Source organism: Streptomyces sp. ISL-10 (assembly GCF_018614575.1).
In the GTDB taxonomy this organism is placed as follows: Bacteria; Actinomycetota; Actinomycetes; order Streptomycetales; family Streptomycetaceae; genus Streptomyces.
The window spans coordinates 1-22,400 of sequence record NZ_JAGGOJ010000010.1; the positions used below are offsets into that span (position 1 = coordinate 1).

The following is a 22,400-nucleotide window of genomic DNA, read 5'->3' on the forward strand; positions in this document are numbered from 1 at the left end:
CTTGGCGAGCGGGCCGAGGTACTTCTTCTTCAACTCCTCGGAGCCGGAGAGGATCACCGGGAGCGAGCCCAGCTTGTTCACGGCCGGGATCAGGGACGAGGACGCGCAGACGCGGGCCACTTCCTCGATCACGATGACGGTGGCCAGCGCGTCGGCGCCCGCGCCGCCGTACGACTCCGAGACGTGCACCGCGTGGAGGTCGTTCGCGACCAGCGCGTCCAGGGCCTCCTGCGGGAAGCGCGCCTCCTCGTCCACCTCCGCCGCGAACGGCGCAAGCTTCGCCTCGGCCAGCGAGCGCACAGACTCCCGGAGCATCTCGTGCTCCTCGGAGAGGCGGAAGAGATCGAAGTCATGGCGCATGCGGGGGTACCCCAGTCTGTCCCGGCCGCCCACAGGCTAGCGACGGCAACGAAGATGGCACTCAGTACCCTAAAGTATGCACACTCAGTGCCATGAATCCAGTCCCTGCCCTGGTCGCGTGGAGCCGGCCGCAGGCCACCCGAGGACGGTTCCGTCCGGTGCTATGTTCCCGGCATGAGTGAGGCACATGGACACGCTTCGGGGGGCGGCGGCAATTCCGTGAAGCCCTCGATGCGCGATGCCCTGATCGCGGCGGCGTTCGAGCTGTTCCTGGAGCGCGGATTCGAGCAGACCACGATCGACGACATCGTCGGGCTCGCTGGTGTCGGCCGGAGATCGTTCTTCCGCTACTTCCCGTCCAAGGAGGACGTGGTCTTCCCCGATCACGAACGGTGCCTCGCCGAAATGACGGCGTTCCTGCAGCAGGAGGGCGGCGAGGAAGAACCCGTGGCACGGGTCTGCGACGCCGCCCGCCTCGTCATGCGGATGTACGCGGATGACCCCTCCTTCTCCGTGCAGAGATATCGCCTGACCAAGAGCGTGCCGGGGCTCCGCAGCCATGAGTTGTCCGTGGTGTGGCGATACGAACGCACCCTCGCCGACTACCTGCGTCGACGCTTCGCCGGCTGGTCCGACGGGACCCTGCGGGCCGATGTGATTGCGGCCTCCGTCGTCGCGGCCCACAACCACGCCCTTCGGTCGTGGCTTCGCTCCGGCGGGCAGGGGGACGTCGCGGCCCGCATGGACCTCGTCCTCGAGTACGTACAGAGTGCCTGGGGTCCGGAAGTGGAGGCTCAAGGCGCCGGCGGGCGCGAGGCAGAGGGTGTCGTAGTCCTGATCGCGAAGCGCGGAACGCCGATGTGGCGCGTGGTCCGCGGGATCGAGTCCACCCTCGAGGAGAGCTGACCCCTTGGGTCGCCCACACCCTCCTCTAAGGGAACTCAGTTCCTTTACAGGTGGCACTCAGTGCCATAGTCTCTCGCTGGCGCGCCGCCGTGTGGCGGCCTACGTGCCACAGCCGTGACCGGGATGGTCCATTCACCTCCTGTCGCGGAACGCTTCGGATACCTCCGGCTGCGCGTGCAGGGAGATGACACGGTGTTCTATGCAGCGACCGAGACCTCGGACGACGATCCCCTCCGAGGGAATGGCGTTTTGAGCGCCGAACCTGCGCCGCCCGGGGACTCGGATCAGCCAGGTCGAGATTCCCCGGACGGGGTGCGGGGCGGCGAGCTGTACTTCCAGCGCTGCCGTTGGTGCCGTACCGCGGTCTTCCGCCGCCTGCTGTGCCCGGTCTGCGCTTCCACCGATCTGGCATGGGAGCGCAGCGCCGGCACCGGCGTCGTTCGCCACCTCGCCGTCGCCGGCCGGAACACCGGTACTCCCCGAGTGCTCGCCATCATCGACATGAGGGAGGGGTTCTGGCTGCGCTCCAGGATCGTCGGCGTGTCACCAGGCACCGTGCGGGTGGGAGCCGTGGTGCGTCTGGCCGCGGACAGCGGACCGGGACCGCAGGAACTCGCCTTCCGACTCGGCGACGTCTCCCACGGTGTTGAGCCGCAAGCCAAAGACCGGGGGATCTTCTTCTCGTAGCCGGGGTCGATACGCTCCATCCAGCCGGCGTCGTCCCGGTTGCGCAGTCCGCAGGCCAGGTACGGCTCGTGCAACCGGGCCAGCGCGTCGCGGTCGCGTACGACGCCCAGCCCCGGGCCCTTCGGCACTGCACCGGTCCGTCCTCGAAGGGCAGCACGCCGCTTCGCCTGCCGCCCGGCACGGTGGCAGCCGTTCTGATGAATCAGGAGCCTGCGCCGCCGGCCTGGCTAGCTCGGAGCGCTCGGAGCGCTCGGCAAGCATCACGGGGAGGTGCGCCAGCCGGTGGCCTTCGGCATAGGGCGCTGCATCCGGTGCAGTGTGCCGTAGGCGGCGGAGGAGGCGCTGGTGGCCTTGCAGGACATGACGGAAAGGTGACGCCCCCGTCGCTCTTTGAGAGAACAAGGAGAGACCGGTCGCCAGGGCACCCACCCAGACGTCGCCGGTGGGCTTGTCGGGGGTGCATCCCGTGGCCGGATGCGTGGGCGCGAAGACCTTCCGCAGGCAGTTGACCGCTCCCGGCACCGCCCCCTGCCCGGCCAGCGCGTCGGCCACCTGGCGCACATCGAGGACCCGGGTTTCCCCCGGCCGGACTGGCTGGACGCCACCACCGGGCCAGGCTCCCTCTCCGCGACCCCGGGCCGCTGGGCGGCGGTCGCGGCCGCCGGGCCGGGTCAAGAGTGAGGGTCGAATTTCGGACGCTCAAAGGGTTGACACGTGAGTAACATGCGCGCAAAATCGCGGAACCGGACGACATTGCCGAACGACGTTCGGATCATGACCCAAGGGTGACGCCCCGGCCCTATCTCCACGGATGGCCGCAAACAGCGCCGAAGTCCCCGGAGGCAGATCGGGCACGCCCATCAGTCATCTGCAGCCACGGTCTGTGGTGTGCACTCCCGTTCCCCCGAAAGGGCATACTCGTGCTTGGCCTGCGCTCGATCCTGACCGTCCTCGCACTCGCGGTCACCACCATCGCCTGCCCGCTTCCGTCCGCCGTCGCCGACACCACCGACGTTTCTCCGCCCGGCGCGAATGATTGGTCCTGCAAGCCCACCGCCGAGCATCCCGACCCGGTCGTGCTCGTGCACGGCACGTTCGAGACCATGGCCAAGAACTGGCCGACGCTGAGCCCCGCGCTGAAGCGAGAGGGCTACTGCGTCTTTGCCCTCAATTACGGTGACAATGCCATGGGACCCATCGCCGAGTCGGCGAAGGAACTCGACACGTTCGTCGACGCGGTACTGGGGGCCACCGATGCCCGCAAGGTCGACCTCGTCGGGCACAGCCAGGGCGGAATGATGCCCCGTTATTACATCAAGAACCTCGGCGGAGCTACTGAGGTCGACGACCTCGTCGGGATCGTTCCGTCCAACCACGGCACGAAGAACGCCATCCCCCGGCCGGTTGAATTCCAGAACAGCCCCTGCCCGGCCTGCGACGAGCAGCAGGCGGGGTCGCAGTTCCTGACCGACCTGAACGCAAAGGACGAGACGCCGACCGGCCCCGACTACACGGTCGTCACGACCAAGTACGACGAGGTCGTCACGCCCTACACCAGCGCGTTCCTCCAAGGCCCGGCTCGCGAGGTCACCAATGTCACCCTCCAGGACGCCTGCCCGCTGAACACAATCGAGCACGACCAGGCGCCCAACGATCCGGTGGTCCACCAGTGGGTCCTGCACGCGCTGGAGCGCACCGGCCCGGCCGACCCGGCCTTCCTGCCCTCCTGCATCGTCTGACGCTCGGCTCTCTTCCCGGCAAGAACCGCACCGGGACGGATGCCTTGGTATCGGCCGCCGGTTCCGGGGCTCCCGCCGTTCACGGTGACAACACTTGCGGGCGGCACGCCATGATCACGGTGCGACGCAGGCAGCCAGGCAGCCAAGGGTCGGGAAACGGCAGCGCGTCCGTGTCCAGCAGCCGCGGAAGCGCAACCGGTCACAGCGGCTGCCCACTCCCCGAAGACCCGGACGGCGAGAAGAGCCTGTCCGCCGCAGCAGGCGCCGGCGCGTTTCCAAGCCAGCGCGAAGCCGACTTCCAACGGGGGCGGCCAGCACGTCCCATCGTCGTGCGTCGTCGACTCCTGCCACCGCTCGAACGTCCTCTTCTGCCGATGTGCGTGCAGTCAACTGTCGGACGTGACCGCGGTGCCGGCTTCAGCTGTCGTGCCCGGCGGTTCGGCGCCGCTGGGCACGGTGGGTGAGCGCATCGAGGATGCGTTGCCACGCCGGTGATGCCTCGGAGATCCGGGAAACGACCAGCTTCAGGTACCTTGGCCGGCTGCTGTCTCGTTCGTGTTTGATCTCCCATGCGTCCAGGTCATCGATGAGCCGGTCCAGGCGTGGATCGTGCGGATCCCAGTCGACTGATTGATCACAGGCGAGATACAGGCGCGTCGTCTCGGGGTCGTCGAAGCCGGCGTTCTTGTCCCGAATCCGCTGCGGCATGGCGCTCGGATCCAGTGCCTGCATCAGGATCCACGAGTCGCGCTCCAGTCGTACCCGCTGTTCGCTGACCCCAAGACCGCGCATCCGGTTCAGGATGGCGACCACCTCGGGGGGCAGGACAAGCCTTTCGCCGCTGGCCAATTGAGCGATCCGGCGGCGGTAATCGGTGAGCTGGTCGATCTTGCGCTGCAATTCGGCGTCGATGTCGGTGATGGCCGAGACGAACTCGGTCGGCTGTGCATGCAGCAGCGCGTCGATACGGGCCAGCGGAACACCGGCATCGGCGAGGGTCCTGATCCGGATGAGATCCACCGCCGCTTGTGCGCTGTAGCGGCGGTAGCCGGAGGCATCGCGCTCGGGCTCGGGCAACAGGCCGACGTGGTGGTAGTGGCGAACGGTGCGCACGGTCACGCCGGCGGTCGCCGCGAGTTGGCCGATCGTGAGCACCGTCCTCCTCGGGTTCGTAATACGTGATTGTGCCGAGTCTAGGGGCGAGCCGCCCGGGCGACGACGTCGCGGATCGCCTGGACCACGGCATCGGGGCGGTCGAAGCAGAGCCGGTGGTGGAGGGTGTCGGAGAGGATGCGTTGTTCCCCGTGCGAGACCGCGTTCACCAGGGCCGCGTCCATTCTCGTCTTGCCATCATGCATCTCTTGCAACGTCCGCTCCGACGTCAGCGCCTGCTGGGCGGGGTCGATGCCCAACACGGTGAGAGCGACCACCGGTACGTCAGGGATGTTCGGTCCGGCCCGCAGTTCAGTGGCGAGTTCGGCCAATGTGCCGCGCTCGGCGATGCCGACGTGGATCCATTCGTCACTCTCATGGGCATCGATCAGCGGTTCCCGCACATGCTCCGGGTAGTCCGCAAGCAACTCGCCGCGCATCTCGCGCAGGGCCGGGCGCATCTGTTCGAGCTGCTCCAGATCAGGTGCCATCTGCTCGCAGGCGGCGAGATGCATTGCGGGCGGCAGGAAGTTGTCCCAGTCGCGATGGAGGGCGTCCAACCAGACCAGTCCCGCCACGTCCCGCGGGTACAACTGCGCGAACCGATGCGCGTAGAAGCCGCCGAGGGAATGTGGCACGAGAACGTACGGGCCGGCGATGTCCTGGGAGCGCAGCAGCTCGTGCAGTTCCGTGGCGACCGCGGCGGCAGTGCGTGGCAGCGGGAGGGGATCGCTGTAGCCCGTGCCGCCGCGGTCGTACACCACGGCGGTGGTGAACTGCGAAACCCCTTGCTGGACACCGAAATAGTCCAGGCCGACCGCGCTGGCGCCCGGCAGGAACACGACGGCCGGTCCGCCGCTGCCCGACCGGTGCACGAAAAGACGGCGGCCGTCGATCTCCTGGAACCCTCCGAGCGGCGGAGCGGGCCGAGCCGAGGGAGTGATGTTGTTCGTCATGCGACAAGGCTCCAACCCTGACGCAGGGGCAGGGTCAATCCCTTCCGCCGCAGTACCCGAAAGGTGCGCATCTGTTCAACGCTCTGCCATGCGGCTGACCGGAAGTCCATCGCGACGGTTGGGCAGGGCGCTGATCGGGAGCGATTCGTCCCGCTGTGGCTTGCCGTGCTCACCGGCTCGTGCGGTCGGTCGGCGGAGGCAGGGGTGGCAGCGCTCGGCGGCCCGCTGGCGTGCTCGCCGAAGCAGGAAAATGGAACGTCCGTACGCCAGTGCAAGGAGCGGCCGCCTCTCACGGCCGGCAAATTGATGACACCGGAGACGGACCCGCAGTACGGGCCCGTCTCTGGACTCGGGTTACGAGTCGAGCTCTGACCGGTCAGTGACTGGCAGTCGCAGGCTCACCGCTGTTGTGATCGGCGACGGCGGGCGTGAAGGTGACGTCCAGGCGTGTGAGACCGCGGAAATTGAGACTGCGCTGCCACTGCAGCGAGGAGCCGTCCAGGCGCAGATCGGGCAGCCGGGTGAGGAGGGTTTCCAGGACGACAGCGCCTTCCAGGCGGGCCAGCGCCGCTCCGAGGCAGAAGTGCGGCCCGTACCCGAATGCGACGTGTCTCCCGCCGGATCGGTGAAAGTCCAGCTCGTCGGGGTCGGGGAAAGCGTCTGGATCCCGGTTCGCGGCGCCGCACACCAGGAGCAGCACCTGTCCGGCGTCAATGGTGCGCCCCGCCAGTTCCAGGCGGCGCCGCGCCCGACGCAGCAACAGCTGAACTGGGCTGTCGTACCGCAGAAGCTCTTCGACCGCGGCGGGAATCAGGTCGGGGCGCCGGCGCAGCTGGTCGGCTGCGCCGGGGTTGCGGAGCAGCGCCAGTGCGGCATTGCCGATGAAGTGGGTGGTGGTCTCATGTCCGGCGATGAGCAGCAGGGCGCAGTTGGCGAGGAGTTCGTCGAAGTCCTGGTCGGTGTCCTTTGCCTGCGTGGTGAGCAGAGCACGCAACGTGTGGGGCGCGGGGGCATCGTGACGGGTGAGGAGTATCCGAAGATAGGCGAGCATGTGGGCCATGCTCTGCGAGGCGGCACGACGTTCGTCGGCGTCGAGCCGGGAACTGCCGATGGCCGCGGCGATGGGGTCGGACCAGGAAGACAGCGCAAGTCGATCCTCTTCCGGCACATCGAGGAGATCGCAGATGACGGTGAGGGGCAAGGGGCGGGCGAGGTCTGCGACGACGTCCATCCGCCCGGTCGGCGCGATCTTCATGACGATCCGCTCGACAGCCTCACACATGTGATCGCGGAGCACCGCCACGGCCCTCGGGGTAAAGGCCCTGCTGAGCAGGGCACGCAGCCGGGAGTGATCAGGAGCGTCGCTGTAGAGCATTTGCCGGCTCAGGACTTGGGCCAGTGGCCGCAACTCCTCCGACACGGACTCGATGTCGGGATAACGCACCGACGACAGCCGCGGGTCACCAGCGGCGCTGCTGACCACCGCATAACTGGTCGCGACCCAGGCATCCAGACGACGGTCCCAGAAAAGGTCATCGGTGCGCCGTAGCTCCTCATAGAAGTCGTAGAGGCGTTCTTGAGTCCGGGGCCGCATGGCCAGCAGCAGGGATGCCGGCGACGAGTGGGTGCGCATCGGCCCACGCTAGCGCCGCGTCAAATCGCATCGGTCCGATTGTCGTTTTCTGTCCGATCGGCGGCCTCGGCGGGGCAGGTGATGGCCGGGGCTGTTCCAGTGGGACTCGCTCTGCACTCCCCCCGCTTGGGGCAGTCCGGACACCTGCCCGGACCACTGGTGAGCACCGCCTCCACCAGCAGGGCGTTCGCTGACGCGCTCCACTCGCACATCGATCCCGGGGAACGGCACGTCGCGACCGTCTTCCAGGCACCCACGGTGTCATCACCCGCTCGGGGCGAGTGCTGGGTACGGGAGTGTCAGGCGTCGCGTCGGTGTACGGCTCCCCAACCGGCCAGTAGCGCAGCTGCCGCCCACAGCGCCGTCACTGCGAGACCCGCCCAGGGGCCGACGCCTCCCGCCGGGTCCTGGTACAGGACTTGTTGTCCGGCACGGTCCGGGAGATAGGAGGCAGCGCCCTCGGCGATGTCTCCGACCACGAAGGACACGATCAAGATGAACGGGACAAGCAGGCTCAGCACGGCGACGGCGCTGCGAAGCAGGAAAGTGAGTCCCGTGGCGAACAGGGCCATCAAAGTGAGGTAGGCCCCTGCGCCGATGCAAGCCCGCAGCGCTCCCGGCTCGTTGAGGCCGATGGCGTACTCCCCCAGGAACGCCTGGCCCGCGAAGAAGGCGGCGAATGCGGTTGCAAGTCCCACGACGAGGGCGGCGGTGGCCACGACCGCCGTTTTGGCTGCGTAGAAGAGACCCCGGTGCGGCACGGCCGACAGTGAGATCCGCAGGGCACCGCCCGCATACTCGGATGACACGGCGGTTGCCCCGAAGGCGATGGCGGCGATCTGCGCGAAGTTGATCCCGTAGAAGGCTCCGAAGACAGGATCCCCGCCGTTTTCCGCCTCCGCTCGGCCAACGGTGGCGAAGACAAGCAAAGTGATGGCCAGCGTGGCAGCGAAGACCGCGACCAGCGATCCGAAGCTCGCCCTCACCGACCTGATCTTGATCCATTCGGAGTGGAGCACTGCGGCGACGGACATGGTCAAGCCTCCTGCGGTGTGGTCGGGGACATGGGAGTTGTGCCAGCGAATTCCGTCTCGCCCGTCGTGAGAGCGAGATAGGCCTGCTCCAGAGAGGCACGCTCGTCAGTGAGTTCGAGAACGGGAATACCCTCACGGGCGGCGACGGCTCCGACGTGCTCGGCTTTGGCGCCTTCCACCACCCATCGGCCGTCGTCATCTCCCACAACCGTGTATCCCTTGGCCAGCAACGTGGCCCGCAGCCGGGCGGGGTCGCTGGTGCGTACTCGTACGCGCCCCTGGCTGTGCTGTTCGAGGAACTCCTGCATGGGGACATCGGCGAGGAGTCGGCCCCGGCCGAGGACGACGAGGTGGTCGGCGAAGGTCGCGGTCTCGTTCATCAAGTGGCTGGAGACCAGGACCGTGCGGCCTTCGCGGGCGAGCCGGCACAGCAACTGGCGGATCCAGATGATCCCTTCTGGGTCCAGGCCGTTGGTGGGCTCGTCCAGCATGAGGACGGGCGGATCCCCGAGGAGCGCGGTGGCGATGCCCAGGCGCTGGCGCATGCCGAGCGAGAAGGTTCTGATGCGGCGGCGTGCCACGGTGGCGAGACCGGTGTCCTGAAGGACCTCATCCACGCGGCGGGCCGGGATGCGGTTGCTGACGGCGAGGAAGCGCAGATGGTCACGGGCGGTGCGGGAGCCGTGGGCTGCCTGCGCGTCCAGCAGGGCGCCGACAGTGCGCAGGGGCTCGCGGCTCCCGTGGGCACGGAACCTGACGCTGCCCTACGAGGTGGGGATCCCGCTCCTCGACCGGCTCTTCGCGGACCCCACACGCTACGTCACCCGGTCCGTGGCCAACCACGTCAACGACATCTCCAAGAAGGACCCGAACCTGGCGCTCGACACCCTTGAGCGGTGGCAGAGCTCTGGGCGCCGGCGTCCGCGCGAGATGGGCTATGTCATCCGCCACGCCGCGCGGACCCTGGTTCGCGCCGACCATCCTCGCGCGCTGGGCATCGTCAGGTCATCCCTCGTCGAGGCGCGACAGGCGACAGGCGAAGATGAAGAGTAGCCTCCCCACCACGGTTGAACATGCGGCGCTGGGTCTTGCCGGACGACGCCTGCAGCGGGCTGACGCCGCGGAGTGCGGCGAAGGATGACTCGCTGCCCGCCGGCCGGGCCGGACACCATGGCCGCTCAAGCGGCAGAACCCACGGCCGCGCCGGCTTCGGATGTCACGCCCTGCTCGTCAGCCGACCACCGCTTCACGCATACCGAGCGCCCTGTCTACTGGCCGTCTTCACCGCCCTGCGCCGCCAGACTCCGTACGTGCGCCACGGCCTCGCCGAGAAGTTGTGCGGGGACGAGCCAGTAGTCGTAGATGCCGCCCTGCGCGGAGTTGTAGCCGCAGAGCACGGCCACTCCTGTGCCGAGGTGGTCCTTGAGCTCGCCGGCCAGCCACCCTACGAAGCCGCTGTTCTCGGCTGCGGCCGGGAAGTGAAAGGAGAAGACGCCGAAGACCTCCGCCTCGTCACCTTGCGCCGGCTCGAGGATCGACCAGCCTTCCTCGTCGCGCACCAGAGCAAGCGCGTCGGCGGACGGCTGCGGCATTGGCCCCGCGGAGTGCTCGTGGTACGCCCAATGCCCCGGCAATACTTTGAAGACGGCCCCTGCAAGCACTCGGCGCAGCCGCGTGCGGGTTTCCTGTGGTGTTTCGTGGCTGATGCTGACCATGTGCCGTTCCTTATTTGGTTCCGGGGCGTTCGTCCACTCCGCAGGATTCGCCCCCTGGGCGTGCGGCCGTCGTGCGCGCCATTGCTCCCGGGGGGCCGCCCCACCGAGGCCCCCGGTGCCGAGCATGGCATGCCGCCATGGCGCGTGCCTCGTGGGCGGGGGCAGTCGTACGTTCCCGCAGCGCGGTGACGATCGCCCCGTGCATCAGCAGAACGAACTGCCGTGCGAGTTCTGCGGCTTCAGGGTGACCGCTGTCCGCCAGCAGGCCGGCGACATAGGCCGTGACGCTCTCCTTGTGCTCGGCCGCGACCCGGTAGGCAGGGCTGCCGGTGTCGGCGGTCTCGGGTCTTCCGTCCAGCGCCCCCTGCGTCCGGTCCCGCCACCCGGGCTTGCTCGCGCCATCTGCCACGGCGGCCGGGGCCAGATCCGGCAGGCACACCGCGGCGGGCAGGGAGATCAGTTGGCCGGCCTGGGACTCGTCCTCAACGCCGTGGTGCTCTGGAACAGCCGCTGCCTGAACGCCGCCGTCGCCCATTGGAGTCTGGGGATCTTGGGACGTAGGTTGGCGGCATGGTGGAGGGGGCGAAGGCCGCGGCGGAGTTGGCGTCCGCCGGTGAGCAGACGGAGGGGCGGCACGCCGCTCCACAGGGTGGGGCGAAGGGCGGACTGGCGCGTTCGTCGTTGCTGATGGCGCTGGGCACGGTGGTCTCCCGCGCGACTGGGCTGATCCGTCAGGTGCTGCAGGCAGCGGCTTTGGGCACGGGGCTGCTGGCCAGCACGTACAACACTGCGAACACCGTGCCGACGAGCCTGTACACCCTGCTGATCGGCGGAGCGCTCAATGCCGTGCTCGTGCCTCAGTTGGTACGGGCCAGGTCGACGCAGCCCGATGGAGGGCGAGCTTACGAGCAGCGGCTGGTGACTCTCGTACTGTGCGTCCTGGGTGCGGGGACAGCACTGGCGGTGTGGGCCGCGCCGCAGATCGTGGGCCTGTACATGCGTGACACCCCGGAAAGCCACGAGGCGTTCGAGCTGACCGTGGTGTTCGCCCGGTTCCTGCTTCCGCAGATCTTCTTCTACGGCCTGTTCAGCATCCTCGGCCAGGTGTTGAACGCGCGAGAGAAGTTCGGCGCGATGATGTGGACACCGGTGCTGAACAACATGGTGCTGATCGGCATGTTCGGCGTGTACCTGGGGCTGATGACGATCCCGGACCAGGTGGAGGACATCACCGCCACGCAGGTGCGGTTGCTGGGCCTTGGCACCACGGCCGGTATCGCCGTGCAGGCCCTGGCACTGATTCCCTTCGTGCGTGCTGTGGGTTTCCGGTTCCGGCCCCGCTTCGACTGGCGGCGCACGGGACTGGGCAGGAGCATCCATGCCGCGAAGTGGACCCTCCTGTTCGTCTTGGTCAACCAGGTGGCACTGGCCGTCGTTACCAACTTCGCCAACGCTGCGGACCAGGAACTGCCGCATGCCGGCACGGGCTACTCGGCCTACATGTACGCGCAAACCATCTGGATGTTGCCGCAGTCGATCGTGACTGTCTCCCTGGTGACCGCGATGCTTCCGCGCATGAGCAGGGCCGCTGCCGAGGGGCGCATCCCCGACCTGCGGGTGGACCTCTCGCAGGCCCTGCGAGTCACCGGTGTCGTCATCGTGCCCGCCGGGTTCCTCTTCCTTGCGCTGGGCCCGCAGATCTCCACCCTGCTGTTCGCCCACGGCGCGGCGGACGCCGCGTCCGCTCAACCGCTCGGGCACATGCTGCAGGCGTTCGGGCTCGGACTGATTCCGTTCTCCGCTCAGTACCTGCTCCTGCGCGGCTTCTACGCGTTCGAGGACACCCGGACCCCGTTCTTCATGGCGGCCTGGATCGCCGCGGTGAACATCGCGCTCGCCATCGCCTGCCATGTGCTGCTGCCCGCGCGCTGGGCGGTGACCGGCATGGCGGGCGCATACACCCTGTCCTATCTGGCCGGGCTTGTGCTCACCGCAGGACTGCTGCGCAAGAAGCTTGGCGGTCGGCTCGACGACGGAGGGCTGCGCCGCACCTACGTCAAGCTGCTGATTGCCGCCGGACTCGCCGCGGGTTCGGGCTGGGCCGCTGCTCGGGCCTGTGCAGCCATGCTCGACACCGGCACCGGGCCCAATGCGATCACTCTTGCCGCTGGAACGATCGCGATGACGCTGGGATACCTGCTTTTCGCCAGGCTGATGAGGGTCAGCGAGCTGCGAGTCCTTCCCGGTGTGAAGTGAGAGCCTGCGCCGAGCATGACGGCTCGGCGTCACGCGCATGGCGCGCCTCCCTTTCCGCCGCGGCGAGTACGGAAGCTGTCCTGAACAACGGTGAGGGAGGTGAAGGCTGGATCCGTGCCGTGCGACCCTCAGCCGGCCCACCGGCGCGGACGCCTCCGCCTCGATCAACTCGCGGTGGAGGTCTTGCGCCAACGGTCTCCTTGAAGGTGTGCGGCACACCGCTCAACGACTCAGAGATGGTGCAGTCAACACACCAGCGGCGCCGGCAGTTGGCGAACTGCGAGACGGTGCAGGGTGGAAGGTGCGCATCTCACCGCGCATCCGGCACATCGCGCGAACGATGACGCGGCCCTTGTTGGCGGTGCGGATGTCGTGGATCCCGATGGTGCGCACCGAGACTCTTAGCCGTCGCTGTCGATGTAGAAACCTCGCGTTGCTATGCCGTCACGTTCTCGACATGAGCCCTCCGAACACGGCTCGGTTGTAGAGCCGCTGGTGCCACTCGTTGGCGTCCGATCCGGGATCCGTTTTCAGGACGGGGTTCGGGCCGGTCTCGATGAGGTGCAGAAGCGTCCAGGCGGCGCCGTAGCAGTCGTCCGGACCGAAGCAGGCGACCAACGCCTTCGCTTCCTCACCTGTGACTGGCCTAGTGATCGCGTGGATCTGCTGATCGCGCCTGTCTATCTCCTCTTCGCTCGCGTCCCAGTCCGGGAGCGGACCATCGGCGACGAATTCCTGCACTTCGGGTCTCATGGACGAATGATCGGCTGTCGTCGCCGGCATGGGCAAGGCGTCTTCCCCGCTGGTCACGCGGCTGTGGCGTCTGCCAACGACGTCGCAGGGAACGCGTGCTGCTCGTCGAAGAGTTCGCGCTTGTTGAAGTAGTGGGAAAGCTGCCCGATCATGCGGTTGAAGAGGTTGCGCTGGGCGGCCGCGCGCCGGTCCCCTTGTTCGCGTCGTCGCCGGTGGTGGGCGTTTGCCCACCTTGATCATTGTCGAGACAGACATCTACGACGCCCGCAGAGGCTTCAACGAGGTGTGACAACGGTCACGAGGCTCGCTGTTCGACAGGTGCGCCGGGACGCCCCGGCACGGCAGCGCACGCTGCGCGCGGCCCCTCCCTTCGAACTCGGCACCGCCCTCGACGGCAGCGCCATCGGCGAGGTGATCGCCTCCCGCGCCGCGTCCGTACCGGTCGGGGCGACCGTCTCCCACTTTCTGGGCTGGCGCGAACACGCGGTCCTGGACGCGACGGCGGCCACCGTCGTCGACACCGCGCTCGCCCCGGCCTCCGCGTATCTCGGCCCGCTGGGCACCACGGGCCTGACCGCCTACGCGGCACTCACCCGAACCGCGCCAGTGGGCGAGGGCGACGTGGTCTTCGTCTCCGCCGCGGCCGGCGCGGTCGGCAGCGTCGCCGGGCAACTGGCCCGGCAGCTGGGGGCGTCCCGTGTGATCGGCTCGGCGGGCAGACCGCGCAAGACCAAGAAGCTCCTCGACGCGTTCGGGTTCGACGCGGCGGTCGACTACCGCCAGGGTGGGTTGACCGAGCAGCTCTCGGAAGCGGCCCCCGACGGCATCGACGTCTACCTCGACGCCGTGGGCGGCGACCACCTGCACGCGGCCATCGGGGCGATCCTCGGGTCGGGCATCTCCTCCTTCTGCGGCATCGAGGACGCGTCGGTCCACTTCGTGTACGACTCCCTCAACGCGGGTGAGGCGGCACTCACCTCCCCGGACGCCGCGCTCGACGCCCTCGTCACGTAACAGGCGCCGGAACGCCGTCGGGAAAGCCGGGCGCCGCTCCCATCCGGCAGGCCCTCAGGCAGAGGGACCGAACCCGTCCCATGAGACCAGTGCCGACGCGCGTACCTGCACATCGGACGCCGACCCACAACACAGCCAGTGGCCCAGAGCCTTCTGCCACCGCGGCTGGGACGCCGCTCCGCGTACAGCGCTGCCCAGCCGGTCCACCGTCATCGGCCCTTTGGAGCCGCATCACTGGTGGTGGACGCACTGGGGCGGGTGGCTCGATCCTGGTCGATCTGCGCACCACCCACAGCGATGACCACCACGACGGAGCCGGCGAGCACCTGCATGCCGGTGCTGATGACGGCCCGGAGCAGGTACAGCAGCGGAGCAGTCAGTAGCATGACGCCGCCGGCGATGCCCACGTACAGCCAGTTGGGGGTGAGAGCGATGTCGGAGTTGTCCGCGCCGGGATCGAACGGCTTCCAGCCGGTGTAGTCGATGCCGAGCAGGAAGGCCGCTACGGCCCCGATGACATCGAGGACGAGCAGCCAGACGGCCAGGGCGATGTCCCCGACGACGGGCAGCCACCGGCGTCCGGTTCGCGGGGGCGGCACGTTGGCACCGCGGAACTGCGGGAGGCCGGAGGGCTGTCGAGAGGCGGGGTCGGTCATGGGTAGAAGCTTCCCTCGAAAGCCGGGCCGGGTCGTGAGTACAGAAACTCAGGACCCGGCGTCGTGCACATGTCAGCCGTGCACCAGCGGCGAACCGAGAAGTTCCTTGAAGGGTCGGTGCCGCGTCGTTCCACGCCGCAGGCGTAAGCCCTGAGATGCCGGAGCATCCCGGCTTGCGCCGAAGGTGCCTCGAGGACGTGGCTGCCAACTCGGCTGATGCCATCGGTATTCAACGGGGCACGGTTCGTGAAGAACCCGATCGCCCACCGGAGCGACATGCCACGCGGTGGCGGGCCCAGGACGGTGACGGACGAGCAGGTCGCCGCCGGTCGTCACCAGGACGCTGGAGTCCACACAACTGCATGGGGCTGCCAAGGCCCCCGCACAGGCCGGTCGTTGCGTCCATGGACTCACCCCCTGCCATGAACCGCGGAGACCGAGGCCCTCACCGCTGCACGCGCTTCCTGCGCATCCGACGCCGCCAGGGCGATCGAGGCGAGGCGGCGGCACTCGTCAAGGGTGTGGGCCGCCAGGGCTGCCCGGACGTCGGCCAGGCAACCAGGTGCGGTTGACAGGCTGGTGACGCCCAGTCCGACCAGGACCAGGGCCAGCAACGGATCGGATGCCGCCTCCCCGCACACCCCGGTGGGACGGCCGTGTGCAGCGCCGGCCTCGGCAGTGCTGCGCACCAGGTCGAGCAGGGCGGGCTGCCACGGGTCGAGGAACTCGGCCAGACTGCCGAGCATGCGGTCGGCGGCGAACGCGTACTGAGCCAGGTCGTTGGTGCCGATGCTGAAGAAGTCGCAGCTCTGCGCAAGGGTCCCGGCGCGCAGGGCTGCCGCGGGCACCTCCACCATGGCGCCGGCCGTGCGCAGTCCGTGCGACCTCGCCAGGTCGGTGAACTCCGCCGCTTCGGCCGGCAGGGACACCATGGGCGCCATCACCCACACATCGGCCGTGCTGTCCTCGGCCGCCGCGGCGATGGCGGCCAGTTGCGCCGCCAGCAGCTGCGGATCGCGGCGGGCGGTGCGCAGTCCGCGGACGCCCAGCGCCGGGTTGGGCTCGTCGGGCGCGGTGACGAACGGCAGGGGCTTGTCGGCTCCGGCGTCCAGAGTGCGTACCACGACACGGCGCCCGGCGAACGCCTCGAAGACCTTGCGATAGGCGAGGGTCTGTTCCTCGGCGGTGGGAGCCTGGGCGCGGTCGAGGTAGAGGAACTCCGTACGGAAGAGTCCCACGCCCTCGCTGTCGGCCTCTGCGGCCGCCGGAAGTTCGGACAAGGCGCCCAGGTTCACCAGCAGCTTCACCGCGTGACCGTCCGCCATGCGGCCTGGTCCGCTGACTCGTGCCGCGTTGCGCCGCCGGTGTTCCTCTCGTGCGGTCGCTTCGGCGACAGCGTCCGGCTCCGGGTCGGCCACGACCGTCCCGGCAGCGCCGTCCACCAGCACCAGCTGTCCGTCCGTGAGCGCGGCTGCGTCTGCGCAGCCGACGACGGCGGGCAGCCCGAGGATCTTCGCCAGGATGGCCGTGTGGCTGGTCGGCCCGCCCTGCTCGGTGACGAGGGCGAGAACCTGCGTCGGGTCGAGGAGGGCGGTGTCGGCGGGCGCGAGGTCGTCGGCGACCAGGACATGGGGACGGCCGGGGGCCGGCAGGCCTGGCATGGGCAGCCCCAGGACGCGAGCCACCGCGCGGTTGCGCAGGTCGTCGAGATCGGCGGCGCGTTCGGCGAAGTAGCCGCCGGCCGCCAGCAGCGAAGCGCGGAACCCTGCGAACGCGGCGTCCAGCGAATGCGCCGCGTCGCTGCCCTCGTGCACGAGCGACTCCGCCCGGTCGGCGAGGGACGGATCGGCGGCCATCATCGCCTGCGCGGACAGGACCTCGGCCGCCTCACCGGCCACGGCCGCGGCGCGCCGCTCCAGGTCGGCCGCGACGTCGGCCAGGGCGTCGCGAGCCACGGCGGCTTCTGCCGGGGCGTCGACCGCCTCGATTCTGCGGGGTGCGGGTAGAGCGGGTGGGGGTGCCATGCGGGCGACCGGGCCGTAGGCGGTGCCGCCGCCGACCCTGATACCGCGCATCAGCATGGGCGTCACGCCGGTCGTTCCGGTCACTGCTGCCCCTTCGCGTCGAGGTCGGAGGCGACGAGCGCGGCCAGTTCGTCGATCGCGGCATCGGCGCCGTCGCCTTCGGCGGCCAGGACGAGCAGGTCACCGTGCTCGGCTCCGAGGGCGAGCACGGACAGCAGGCTGCGGGCGTCGACCGGAGGCTGTCCGTCCCGGGCCACGGTCACCTTGACCGGCTGCCGGGAGGCGGCCTGGACGAAGAGCGACGCGGGGCGGGCGTGCAGTCCGGAGCGCGAACCGATGGCGACTGTGCGCTGAGACATGGATGGCCCTCCTACAAGAGGTTGCGGGGACGTGGTGTCCGGTGACGTGTGCGACGGGTCAGCGGGGCACGACGCTGTGCCCGGGACGACCTGGTCTGTTGCCCAGCGCTTCGGGACGCCTCGGCCGCTTCGGGCAGCGGCGGGAGCATTCGCCCCGCGGGCGGCGACCGGGCGTCGCAGAGAACGCCGACGCCCTCGCGCGGGGCGCGCAGAGCGGCTCCGCCGTCTGTCGGTGCTCCACCAGGTACATGTTGATTTGAATCCGTTCAATGACCGAACCTGTGGTTTTCAGGGATGCTACGCACTTCATCGGGGCGAAGTAAAGAGATACGGGCATGAAACATGGGGTGGTACGTCGATCAGGGCACACGATCGGACAGCGGACGGACACAGCCGGGCATGCGGCTGGAGGCCTCCGGGGCGAGCCCGCGCAGCCGTCTCCCCCAGGCCCTGGCGGCACGCCCCGTAAAACGTCCCGCGCCACGCCCGTCAGATGTCCGGCGACGGGTCTTCGCGGTGTCCGTCAGCCGTCCGAAGTCACCAGGCAGCCCGGCGGAGCGGACGAACGCGCCCGTGACCTGTCCGCGTACGGCCGCGGCCCTCCTCCCCACGAATGGTTGGTCCTGAACCGCCCGAGACGGAGCAGAGAGCTTCTTCGATTCCTTACGGATAGGGTCCGGCCATGACCGGTGAGTGGCGAAGGGATCGGATCGGTGCCGCTCTGCGGGGCGAGAACCCGACCGTGCTGCGAAGGCTCGATTCGGGGTTCGCGGTGATCGGCGACGTTCAGTTCCTGCCGGGTTACTCGGTTCTTCTGGTGGATGAACCGAATGTGCAGCGGTTGAGCGACCTTCCGAAGGTCAAGCGGTCGTCGTTCCTGTCCGACATGGACCGGCTGGGCGAAGCGGTCGAGCGAGCGTGCCGGCGGCTGGACCCGGCTTTTCGGCGGGTCAATCTGGAGATCCTGGGGAACACCGACCCGTTCTTGCATGCGCATGTCTGGCCTCGGTTCGAGTGGGAACCCGCTGAGCTGGTGCGCCGCCCGGTGTGGCTCTACCCGCGTGACAGGTGGAGCGACGAGCAGTACAGGCTCGGCCCGCACCACGACGCCTTGCGGGATGCGATCGGCGGCGAACTGGATCAGTTGCGCTCGACAGCCTGAAGGCATGGTCTGTCGACTCGTCGGGGCACGGCCCTCACGACACGCACCGGTACGGAGCCGTGCGAGCCGTGCCAGGCCGTCCCCCACGCGCCGCCTCTGCGGTGCCACCACGGAGGTTCGGACGATGCAGCACACCCGCGCCCGGCACGCCGTTCTCGGCGTGCTCGCCGCGCTCGTTCTCCTTCCGCCCGCGGCCTGCGGCGGCGGGTCCCCGGCCGGTCAGGGCGACTCAATGGACCCGGCGCCTTCCCCGTCCCGACCGACGTCCCCGGCCGAGGAGCGCCTCTCGGTCCGCAGCCCCGGCCTTCATCCTGACCGGCGAGAACATCGACAACTGCGCCCGGTTCATCGGGCCTGATGACAGCGACTCGGCACCCTGCCCCGACAGGGGCCGGCCCGGCCGCCTCGACGCCCAACAGCAGCCCGCGCGAGGAGGTGGTCAATGGACGACGTCGAAGACGTTCTTCTGCAGGCCGTTGGCGTAGACCTCGTGCTCGACGAGCTTGAGCTTCTGGGTGTCCTTGTCCGTGTCGCTGAACAGACGCTTGCCCGCGCCGAGCAGGAGCGGGTAGACGAGCAGGTGGTATCGGTCGATCAGGCCGGCGTCCGAAAGGGTGCGGTTGAGGGTGGCACTGCCGTGGACGATGATCGGGCCGCCCTCTGTCTGCTTCAGCGCGGCGACCTCCTCGAGCGTGCGCAGGATCGTCGTCTCACCCCAGTTCGACACCAGGTCGTTCTCGGTGAGGGTGGTGGAGACGACGTACTTCGGCATCGCCTTGTAGCGGGCGAACTCGTCCATGCCCGGCCACACCGGGCTGAACGCCTCGTAGCTGACCCGGCCCATCAGCATCGCCGTGGCCTCCTCCTGCTCCCGGCCCTTGATGTCGAACGCCTCCGGGACGAACTCGATGTCCTTGAAGGTCCACCCCGAGTTCCGGTAACCGGGCTCCCCGCCCGGGGCCTCCACGACGCCGTCGAGCGAGACGAAAGCGGTGCTGATCAGGGTGCGCATCTCACAACTCCCAGGTGTTTCAAGGCTGTGGGTCAACAGAATCGGTCGGTGCTTGCTTCGACCTCGAGGCCGGAGTGCACCACCTGTCACTGACTGACTGCCGACCGCGGAAAAACTCATCGGTCGCTGATCATATGGCCGGCTCGCACAGGCAGCAGGCCCTCGGGGCCGTGCGGCCGCGGCGACGCCCTGATCCGGTTGAACGTACTGCGGGGCAGCCCGGCCGGGTCACCCTCGAATCGAGGGCGACCCGGCCGTCACCGTGCCTGGCGCTGTCAGCGCGCCGCCGGGTTGACCACGGTGACCGTCAGGTCGTCACCGGCGTCGCCGGTCACCGTGACCTGCACGCCGTGGCCCGCGACCTTGACGCTGGCCTGCGGCGCCGACGTGTCGTAGTACGCGTTCGGGTCGGTGTCGTCGAAGACCGGGATGCCCGGAACCGACGGCGCGCAGGCCGCCTTCGTCACGACGGTCTGGTTCGGTCCGTTGCCCGACAAGACCTCCTTGTGGAGGCAGGTCGCGTCGGTGGCCTCCAGGCCGAAGGTCGCGTCGAACGGCTGGCGCCGGTTGCTCGGCGCGGTGCCGTCGTCGTAGCGGAACGGCGCCGGGCGGGCGTCGACGGCCATCGCCGAGCCGCCGCCGGGGTGCGCGCTGACGTTGTTGTCGTCGAAGGACCGGTCGACGTACCAGACGAGCATGCCGTTCTGGTACGTGAAGAATTCGACCCAGTCCGGTGCCGTGATGCCCTTGCTGAACTGGTAGGGGCCCTCGGCGAGGAGCTGGTCGCTGCCGGTGTACTCGCGGTTCTCGACGAGGTAGTAGCGCGGGTACGTGGCCGTCTCCGTGCCGGTCGAGATCTTCCACCTGCCGGTCGCCGTCCAGCCGCCGGCGCCCTGCTCGACGTCGTCGGTCAGCAGCGTGGTGCCGCCGGAAGAGAGCGTGATGTCGTCCAGGAACGCACCGGCGAAGTGCACGCCGCCGTCGGTCTGGTAGCGGAAGCGGAACAGCGATGGCTTGCCCTGGGAGTCGTACGTGTGGCGCAGCGTCGTCCACTTGCCGGCCGAAGAGCCGTCGACGGCCGCGCCCGCGCGCTGCCAGTTGGCCCCGCCGTCGAGGGAGTACTCGGCGAAGAGGTAGTCGAAGTCGGCCTCGATCTCGTACCAGGCGCTCGCCTTGACGGTGACGCGCGAGGCGGCGGGGACGGAGCGGGTGAGGGACTGGTTGAGGCCGTCGGCCGAGCCGGTCCACCAGGCGTGGGCGCCCGAGGTGGGCGTGGCGTACGAGGTGCTGCTGGTCTTGTCGGGCAGGGCGACGCGGACGGCCTGTTCCTTTCCGGTGACGTGGAGCTGCGCCGGGTTGAGGGTGAAGCTCCCCGACGTTCCGAGCGGGGCGTCCGCATAGTCCAGCCAGCCCAGGAACAGCTTCTCCTCGGCCCCCATCAGGCCCGGATGGGTGCCGATGCCCGCGTTGGCGGCGGCACCGTGGCTCAGCCAGGAGCCGGAGCTCATCAGGGTCCAGAAGGCGGTGGAGTTCTCGCCACCGCCCGTGTCGTAGTAGTCCGGCAGGCCGAGGTCGTGGCCGAACTCGTGGCAGAAGACGCCGAGTCCGCCGTTCTCTCCCTCGGTGGTGTAGTCGCCGAGCCAGTACTTCGACTGGCCGATGCGTGCGCCGCCCGCCTTGTTCCGGGTGCCGGACACGTCCGGGCCGGTCAGGCCGTAGTCGTCGCCATTGACGTACCAGCGGTGGGACCAGATGGCGTCCTCGCCCTGCGCACCGCCCCCGGCGTCCTCGCCCATGCCGGCGTGGACGGCCTGGAAGTGGTCGATGTAGCCGTCGGCCTCGTCGAAGTTGCCGTCGTGGTCCCAGTCGTTGCGGTCCCAGACGTCGAACTGGGCGAGGTGGGCGTCGATCTCGGCGGGGGTCTTGCCGGCCGCGATCTGGGCGTCCCACCAGGCATTGCCGGTGTCCTGGACGAAGGCCCACGAACCGCCGTTGTCCTCCACGGCGTTGTCGCCGTACCAGGAGGCGTTGTAAGGGACCTTGACCCAGTCCTCGACGGTGTTGGTCACCGAGTAGCGGCCGTTCGACAGCTTCTCGTAGTACGTCTTCATGGACTCGCCGGAGCCGTTGAAGAGGTTCTCGTAGTACGCCTTGTCGAAGTCGGCGGTCCAGGCGTTGGAGTTGTCCACGCTCCGGTCGGGCTGGGCGATCTGGTTGTGCAGCGGGCCGGGGACGGTGCCGTACTTGCCGGCGCTCTGGTCGCCGAACTCGGAGAGGATGGTGAAGATCTTCTCCTGGCGGACGGCCGTGGTGGTCTCGGTCTCCACGAACTTGCCGGGCGCGACCTCGACTACGCCACGGGCGTTCGCCTTGGCCTTCCCCTTGGCGATCCTGTCGATCGCCTGCTTGCGCAGCTCGGTGCGCTGCTTCGTGAGCGGTCCGGGACGGTTGTCGGAGCGGGGCGCGGCAGCGGTGGCTCCGGCGGTCTCCGACGAGGCATCCCGGGCCTCCTGCGCGGCGGCGGGCTGTTGCCCCGCGGCGAGGAGGGCAGCGAGCACCGACCCGAGGGTCATGCCCACGACAGATCTCTTCACGTTGCGATCCCTTTCGCATGTATGCGTCGCATGGTTCGCGTGATTCCGTGTGGTGCTTGGGGTCTCCCCAGGCCCGCATGGCCCAGGGGAAGGATCGCCTGGGGGAACGATCGCCGCAGAGTCTGGCATGAAGAGAGGCGTCCCGAGGAGAGGGAAAGACCGTAATTCCGCGCCGACTTGCGCGGTACGACGCAAGGACGTTGCGCACGGCGACCGGATGGCCGGATGGCCGGATGGCCGGATGGCCGGGCGCTCAGGGGGCGCCTCGGATGGACCACGCCTGCAGTGGGGCGCGCAAGGATTCCGAGGAATCCCACGATGCCGGTGCGTCCCGACCTACGGGTGGCCCTTGCCTCGCCGCGGCGCACGGTCGAGGGCATCCTCCGCG

At 68.8% G+C, this 22,400-nt stretch carries 20 protein-coding genes and 2 pseudogenes; 9 read left to right on the plus strand and 13 right to left on the minus strand.

From position 1 onward, the window contains the following. On the minus strand, window positions 1-360 hold a 360-nt coding region (locus J7E88_RS10510; RefSeq protein ID WP_215179525.1), incomplete at its 3' end, for an acyl-CoA dehydrogenase family protein. A gap of 174 nt (window positions 361-534) precedes the next feature. Between J7E88_RS10510 and J7E88_RS10515 the strand changes: the two genes are divergently transcribed. The 4 genes from J7E88_RS10515 to J7E88_RS10530 all read left to right on the plus strand — a co-directional run bounded on the left by J7E88_RS10515 (window position 535) and on the right by J7E88_RS10530 (window position 3,692). Further along, window positions 535-1,266 carry a TetR family transcriptional regulator gene (locus tag J7E88_RS10515; protein WP_374196261.1) on the plus strand — a complete coding sequence of 244 codons (732 nt, stop codon included), beginning with the start codon at window positions 535-537 and terminating at the stop codon, window positions 1,264-1,266. A gap of 249 nt (window positions 1,267-1,515) precedes the next feature. After that, on the plus strand, window positions 1,516-1,953 hold the full coding sequence (locus J7E88_RS10520) for an OB-fold domain-containing protein (RefSeq protein WP_215179526.1): 438 nt from the start codon (window positions 1,516-1,518) through the stop codon (window positions 1,951-1,953). 474 nt (window positions 1,954-2,427) lie between these two features. Further along, window positions 2,428-2,634, plus strand: coding sequence for a hypothetical protein (locus J7E88_RS10525; RefSeq protein ID WP_215179527.1), 207 nt, complete (start codon window positions 2,428-2,430; stop codon window positions 2,632-2,634). Between the two features lie 239 nt (window positions 2,635-2,873). Then, window positions 2,874-3,692, plus strand: a complete 819-nt coding sequence (locus tag J7E88_RS10530; protein ID WP_308307456.1) for an alpha/beta fold hydrolase — start codon at window positions 2,874-2,876, stop codon at window positions 3,690-3,692. A 417-nt stretch (window positions 3,693-4,109) separates the two neighbouring features. Here the strand turns inward: J7E88_RS10530 and J7E88_RS10535 are convergent, their stop codons facing one another. The 5 genes and pseudogenes from J7E88_RS10535 to J7E88_RS10555 form a co-directional block, all read right to left on the minus strand. After that, window positions 4,110-4,847, minus strand: coding sequence for a MerR family transcriptional regulator (locus J7E88_RS10535; RefSeq protein WP_215179528.1), 738 nt, complete (start codon window positions 4,845-4,847; stop codon window positions 4,110-4,112). A 38-nt stretch (window positions 4,848-4,885) separates the two neighbouring features. Beyond that, window positions 4,886-5,800: an alpha/beta fold hydrolase gene (locus J7E88_RS10540; RefSeq protein WP_215179530.1), complete on the minus strand. Its 915-nt coding sequence runs from the start codon at window positions 5,798-5,800 to the stop codon at window positions 4,886-4,888. Between the two features lie 376 nt (window positions 5,801-6,176). After that, window positions 6,177-7,433, minus strand: a complete 1,257-nt coding sequence (locus J7E88_RS10545) for a cytochrome P450 (protein WP_215179532.1) — start codon at window positions 7,431-7,433, stop codon at window positions 6,177-6,179. A gap of 299 nt (window positions 7,434-7,732) precedes the next feature. Then, the gene (locus tag J7E88_RS10550; RefSeq protein WP_215179534.1) at window positions 7,733-8,467 is read right to left on the minus strand and encodes an ABC transporter permease; all 735 of its coding nucleotides are present in this window, start codon (window positions 8,465-8,467) and stop codon (window positions 7,733-7,735) included. Between the two features lie 2 nt (window positions 8,468-8,469). Next, window positions 8,470-9,198: pseudogene (locus J7E88_RS10555) on the minus strand (ATP-binding cassette domain-containing protein); the annotation flags it as partial. 40 nt (window positions 9,199-9,238) lie between these two features. On the opposite strand from J7E88_RS10555, the gene J7E88_RS10560 reads away from it, so the two are divergent. After that, the gene (locus J7E88_RS10560) at window positions 9,239-9,520 is read left to right on the plus strand and encodes a hypothetical protein (RefSeq protein WP_215179536.1); all 282 of its coding nucleotides are present in this window, start codon (window positions 9,239-9,241) and stop codon (window positions 9,518-9,520) included. 215 nt (window positions 9,521-9,735) lie between these two features. On the opposite strand, the gene J7E88_RS10565 is transcribed toward J7E88_RS10560, so the two are convergent. Next, window positions 9,736-10,182 (minus strand): DUF6196 family protein, encoded by a 447-nt coding sequence (locus J7E88_RS10565; protein WP_215179539.1) that lies wholly within the window; start codon window positions 10,180-10,182, stop codon window positions 9,736-9,738. Window positions 10,183-10,570: 388 nt separating this feature from the next. Between J7E88_RS10565 and J7E88_RS37375 the strand changes: the two are divergent. Both J7E88_RS37375 and murJ read left to right on the plus strand, forming a co-directional pair. After that, window positions 10,571-10,711: pseudogene (locus tag J7E88_RS37375) on the plus strand (Tn3 family transposase); the annotation flags it as partial. Between the two features lie 41 nt (window positions 10,712-10,752). Further along, on the plus strand, window positions 10,753-12,438 hold the full coding sequence (gene murJ / locus J7E88_RS10575) for a murein biosynthesis integral membrane protein MurJ (RefSeq protein WP_215179541.1): 1,686 nt from the start codon (window positions 10,753-10,755) through the stop codon (window positions 12,436-12,438). 444 nt (window positions 12,439-12,882) lie between these two features. Here murJ and J7E88_RS10580 read toward each other — a convergent pair whose 3' ends face one another. Continuing rightward, on the minus strand, window positions 12,883-13,191 hold the full coding sequence (locus J7E88_RS10580) for a hypothetical protein (RefSeq protein WP_251022432.1): 309 nt from the start codon (window positions 13,189-13,191) through the stop codon (window positions 12,883-12,885). A gap of 285 nt (window positions 13,192-13,476) precedes the next feature. On the opposite strand from J7E88_RS10580, the gene J7E88_RS10585 reads away from it, so the two are divergent. Then, window positions 13,477-14,205, plus strand: coding sequence for a zinc-binding dehydrogenase (locus J7E88_RS10585; protein ID WP_374196262.1), 729 nt, complete (start codon window positions 13,477-13,479; stop codon window positions 14,203-14,205). A 209-nt stretch (window positions 14,206-14,414) separates the two neighbouring features. Here J7E88_RS10585 and J7E88_RS10590 read toward each other — a convergent pair whose 3' ends face one another. The 3 genes from J7E88_RS10590 to J7E88_RS10600 all read right to left on the minus strand — a co-directional run bounded on the left by J7E88_RS10590 (window position 14,415) and on the right by J7E88_RS10600 (window position 17,244). Next, a complete protein-coding gene (locus J7E88_RS10590; protein ID WP_215179542.1) occupies window positions 14,415-14,861 on the minus strand; it encodes a DUF6234 family protein in 447 nt (148 codons plus the stop codon). Between the two features lie 410 nt (window positions 14,862-15,271). Beyond that, window positions 15,272-16,942: a phosphoenolpyruvate--protein phosphotransferase gene (gene ptsP, locus J7E88_RS10595; RefSeq protein ID WP_251022472.1), complete on the minus strand. Its 1,671-nt coding sequence runs from the start codon at window positions 16,940-16,942 to the stop codon at window positions 15,272-15,274. A gap of 23 nt (window positions 16,943-16,965) precedes the next feature. Beyond that, window positions 16,966-17,244, minus strand: a complete 279-nt coding sequence (locus tag J7E88_RS10600; protein ID WP_215179543.1) for an HPr family phosphocarrier protein — start codon at window positions 17,242-17,244, stop codon at window positions 16,966-16,968. A gap of 682 nt (window positions 17,245-17,926) precedes the next feature. On the opposite strand from J7E88_RS10600, the gene J7E88_RS10605 reads away from it, so the two are divergent. Continuing rightward, window positions 17,927-18,406, plus strand: coding sequence for an HIT family protein (locus tag J7E88_RS10605; protein WP_215179544.1), 480 nt, complete (start codon window positions 17,927-17,929; stop codon window positions 18,404-18,406). A gap of 439 nt (window positions 18,407-18,845) precedes the next feature. Here the strand turns inward: J7E88_RS10605 and J7E88_RS10610 are convergent, their stop codons facing one another. Further along, entirely contained in the window at window positions 18,846-19,418 is a 573-nt protein-coding gene (locus J7E88_RS10610) for a dihydrofolate reductase family protein (RefSeq protein WP_215179546.1), read from the minus strand. Between the two features lie 275 nt (window positions 19,419-19,693). Beyond that, a complete protein-coding gene (locus J7E88_RS10615) occupies window positions 19,694-22,012 on the minus strand; it encodes an immune inhibitor A domain-containing protein (protein ID WP_215179547.1) in 2,319 nt (772 codons plus the stop codon). Window positions 22,013-22,400: the final 388 nt, after the last annotated feature.

Bases quoted from the DNA above. Each gene is read 5' to 3' on its own strand.
- J7E88_RS10545 (WP_215179532.1), bottom strand. From the start codon at position 7,433: ATGCGCACCCACTCGTCGCCGGCATCCCTGCTGCTGGCCATGCGGCCC.
- J7E88_RS10580 (WP_251022432.1), bottom strand. From the start codon at position 13,191: ATGAGACCCGAAGTGCAGGAATTCGTCGCCGATGGTCCGCTCCCGGAC.
- J7E88_RS10610 (WP_215179546.1), bottom strand. From the start codon at position 19,418: ATGCGCACCCTGATCAGCACCGCTTTCGTCTCGCTCGACGGCGTCGTG.
- J7E88_RS10600 (WP_215179543.1), bottom strand. From the start codon at position 17,244: ATGTCTCAGCGCACAGTCGCCATCGGTTCGCGCTCCGGACTGCACGCC.
- J7E88_RS10550 (WP_215179534.1), bottom strand. From the start codon at position 8,467: ATGTCCGTCGCCGCAGTGCTCCACTCCGAATGGATCAAGATCAGGTCG.
- J7E88_RS10540 (WP_215179530.1), bottom strand. From the start codon at position 5,800: ATGACGAACAACATCACTCCCTCGGCTCGGCCCGCTCCGCCGCTCGGA.
- J7E88_RS10565 (WP_215179539.1), bottom strand. From the start codon at position 10,182: ATGGTCAGCATCAGCCACGAAACACCACAGGAAACCCGCACGCGGCTG.
- J7E88_RS10525 (WP_215179527.1), top strand. From the start codon at position 2,428: ATGCGTGGGCGCGAAGACCTTCCGCAGGCAGTTGACCGCTCCCGGCAC.
- J7E88_RS10515 (WP_374196261.1), top strand. From the start codon at position 535: ATGAGTGAGGCACATGGACACGCTTCGGGGGGCGGCGGCAATTCCGTG.
- ptsP (WP_251022472.1), bottom strand. From the start codon at position 16,942: ATGCTGATGCGCGGTATCAGGGTCGGCGGCGGCACCGCCTACGGCCCG.
- J7E88_RS10605 (WP_215179544.1), top strand. From the start codon at position 17,927: ATGACCGGTGAGTGGCGAAGGGATCGGATCGGTGCCGCTCTGCGGGGC.
- J7E88_RS10590 (WP_215179542.1), bottom strand. From the start codon at position 14,861: ATGACCGACCCCGCCTCTCGACAGCCCTCCGGCCTCCCGCAGTTCCGC.
- murJ (WP_215179541.1), top strand. From the start codon at position 10,753: ATGGTGGAGGGGGCGAAGGCCGCGGCGGAGTTGGCGTCCGCCGGTGAG.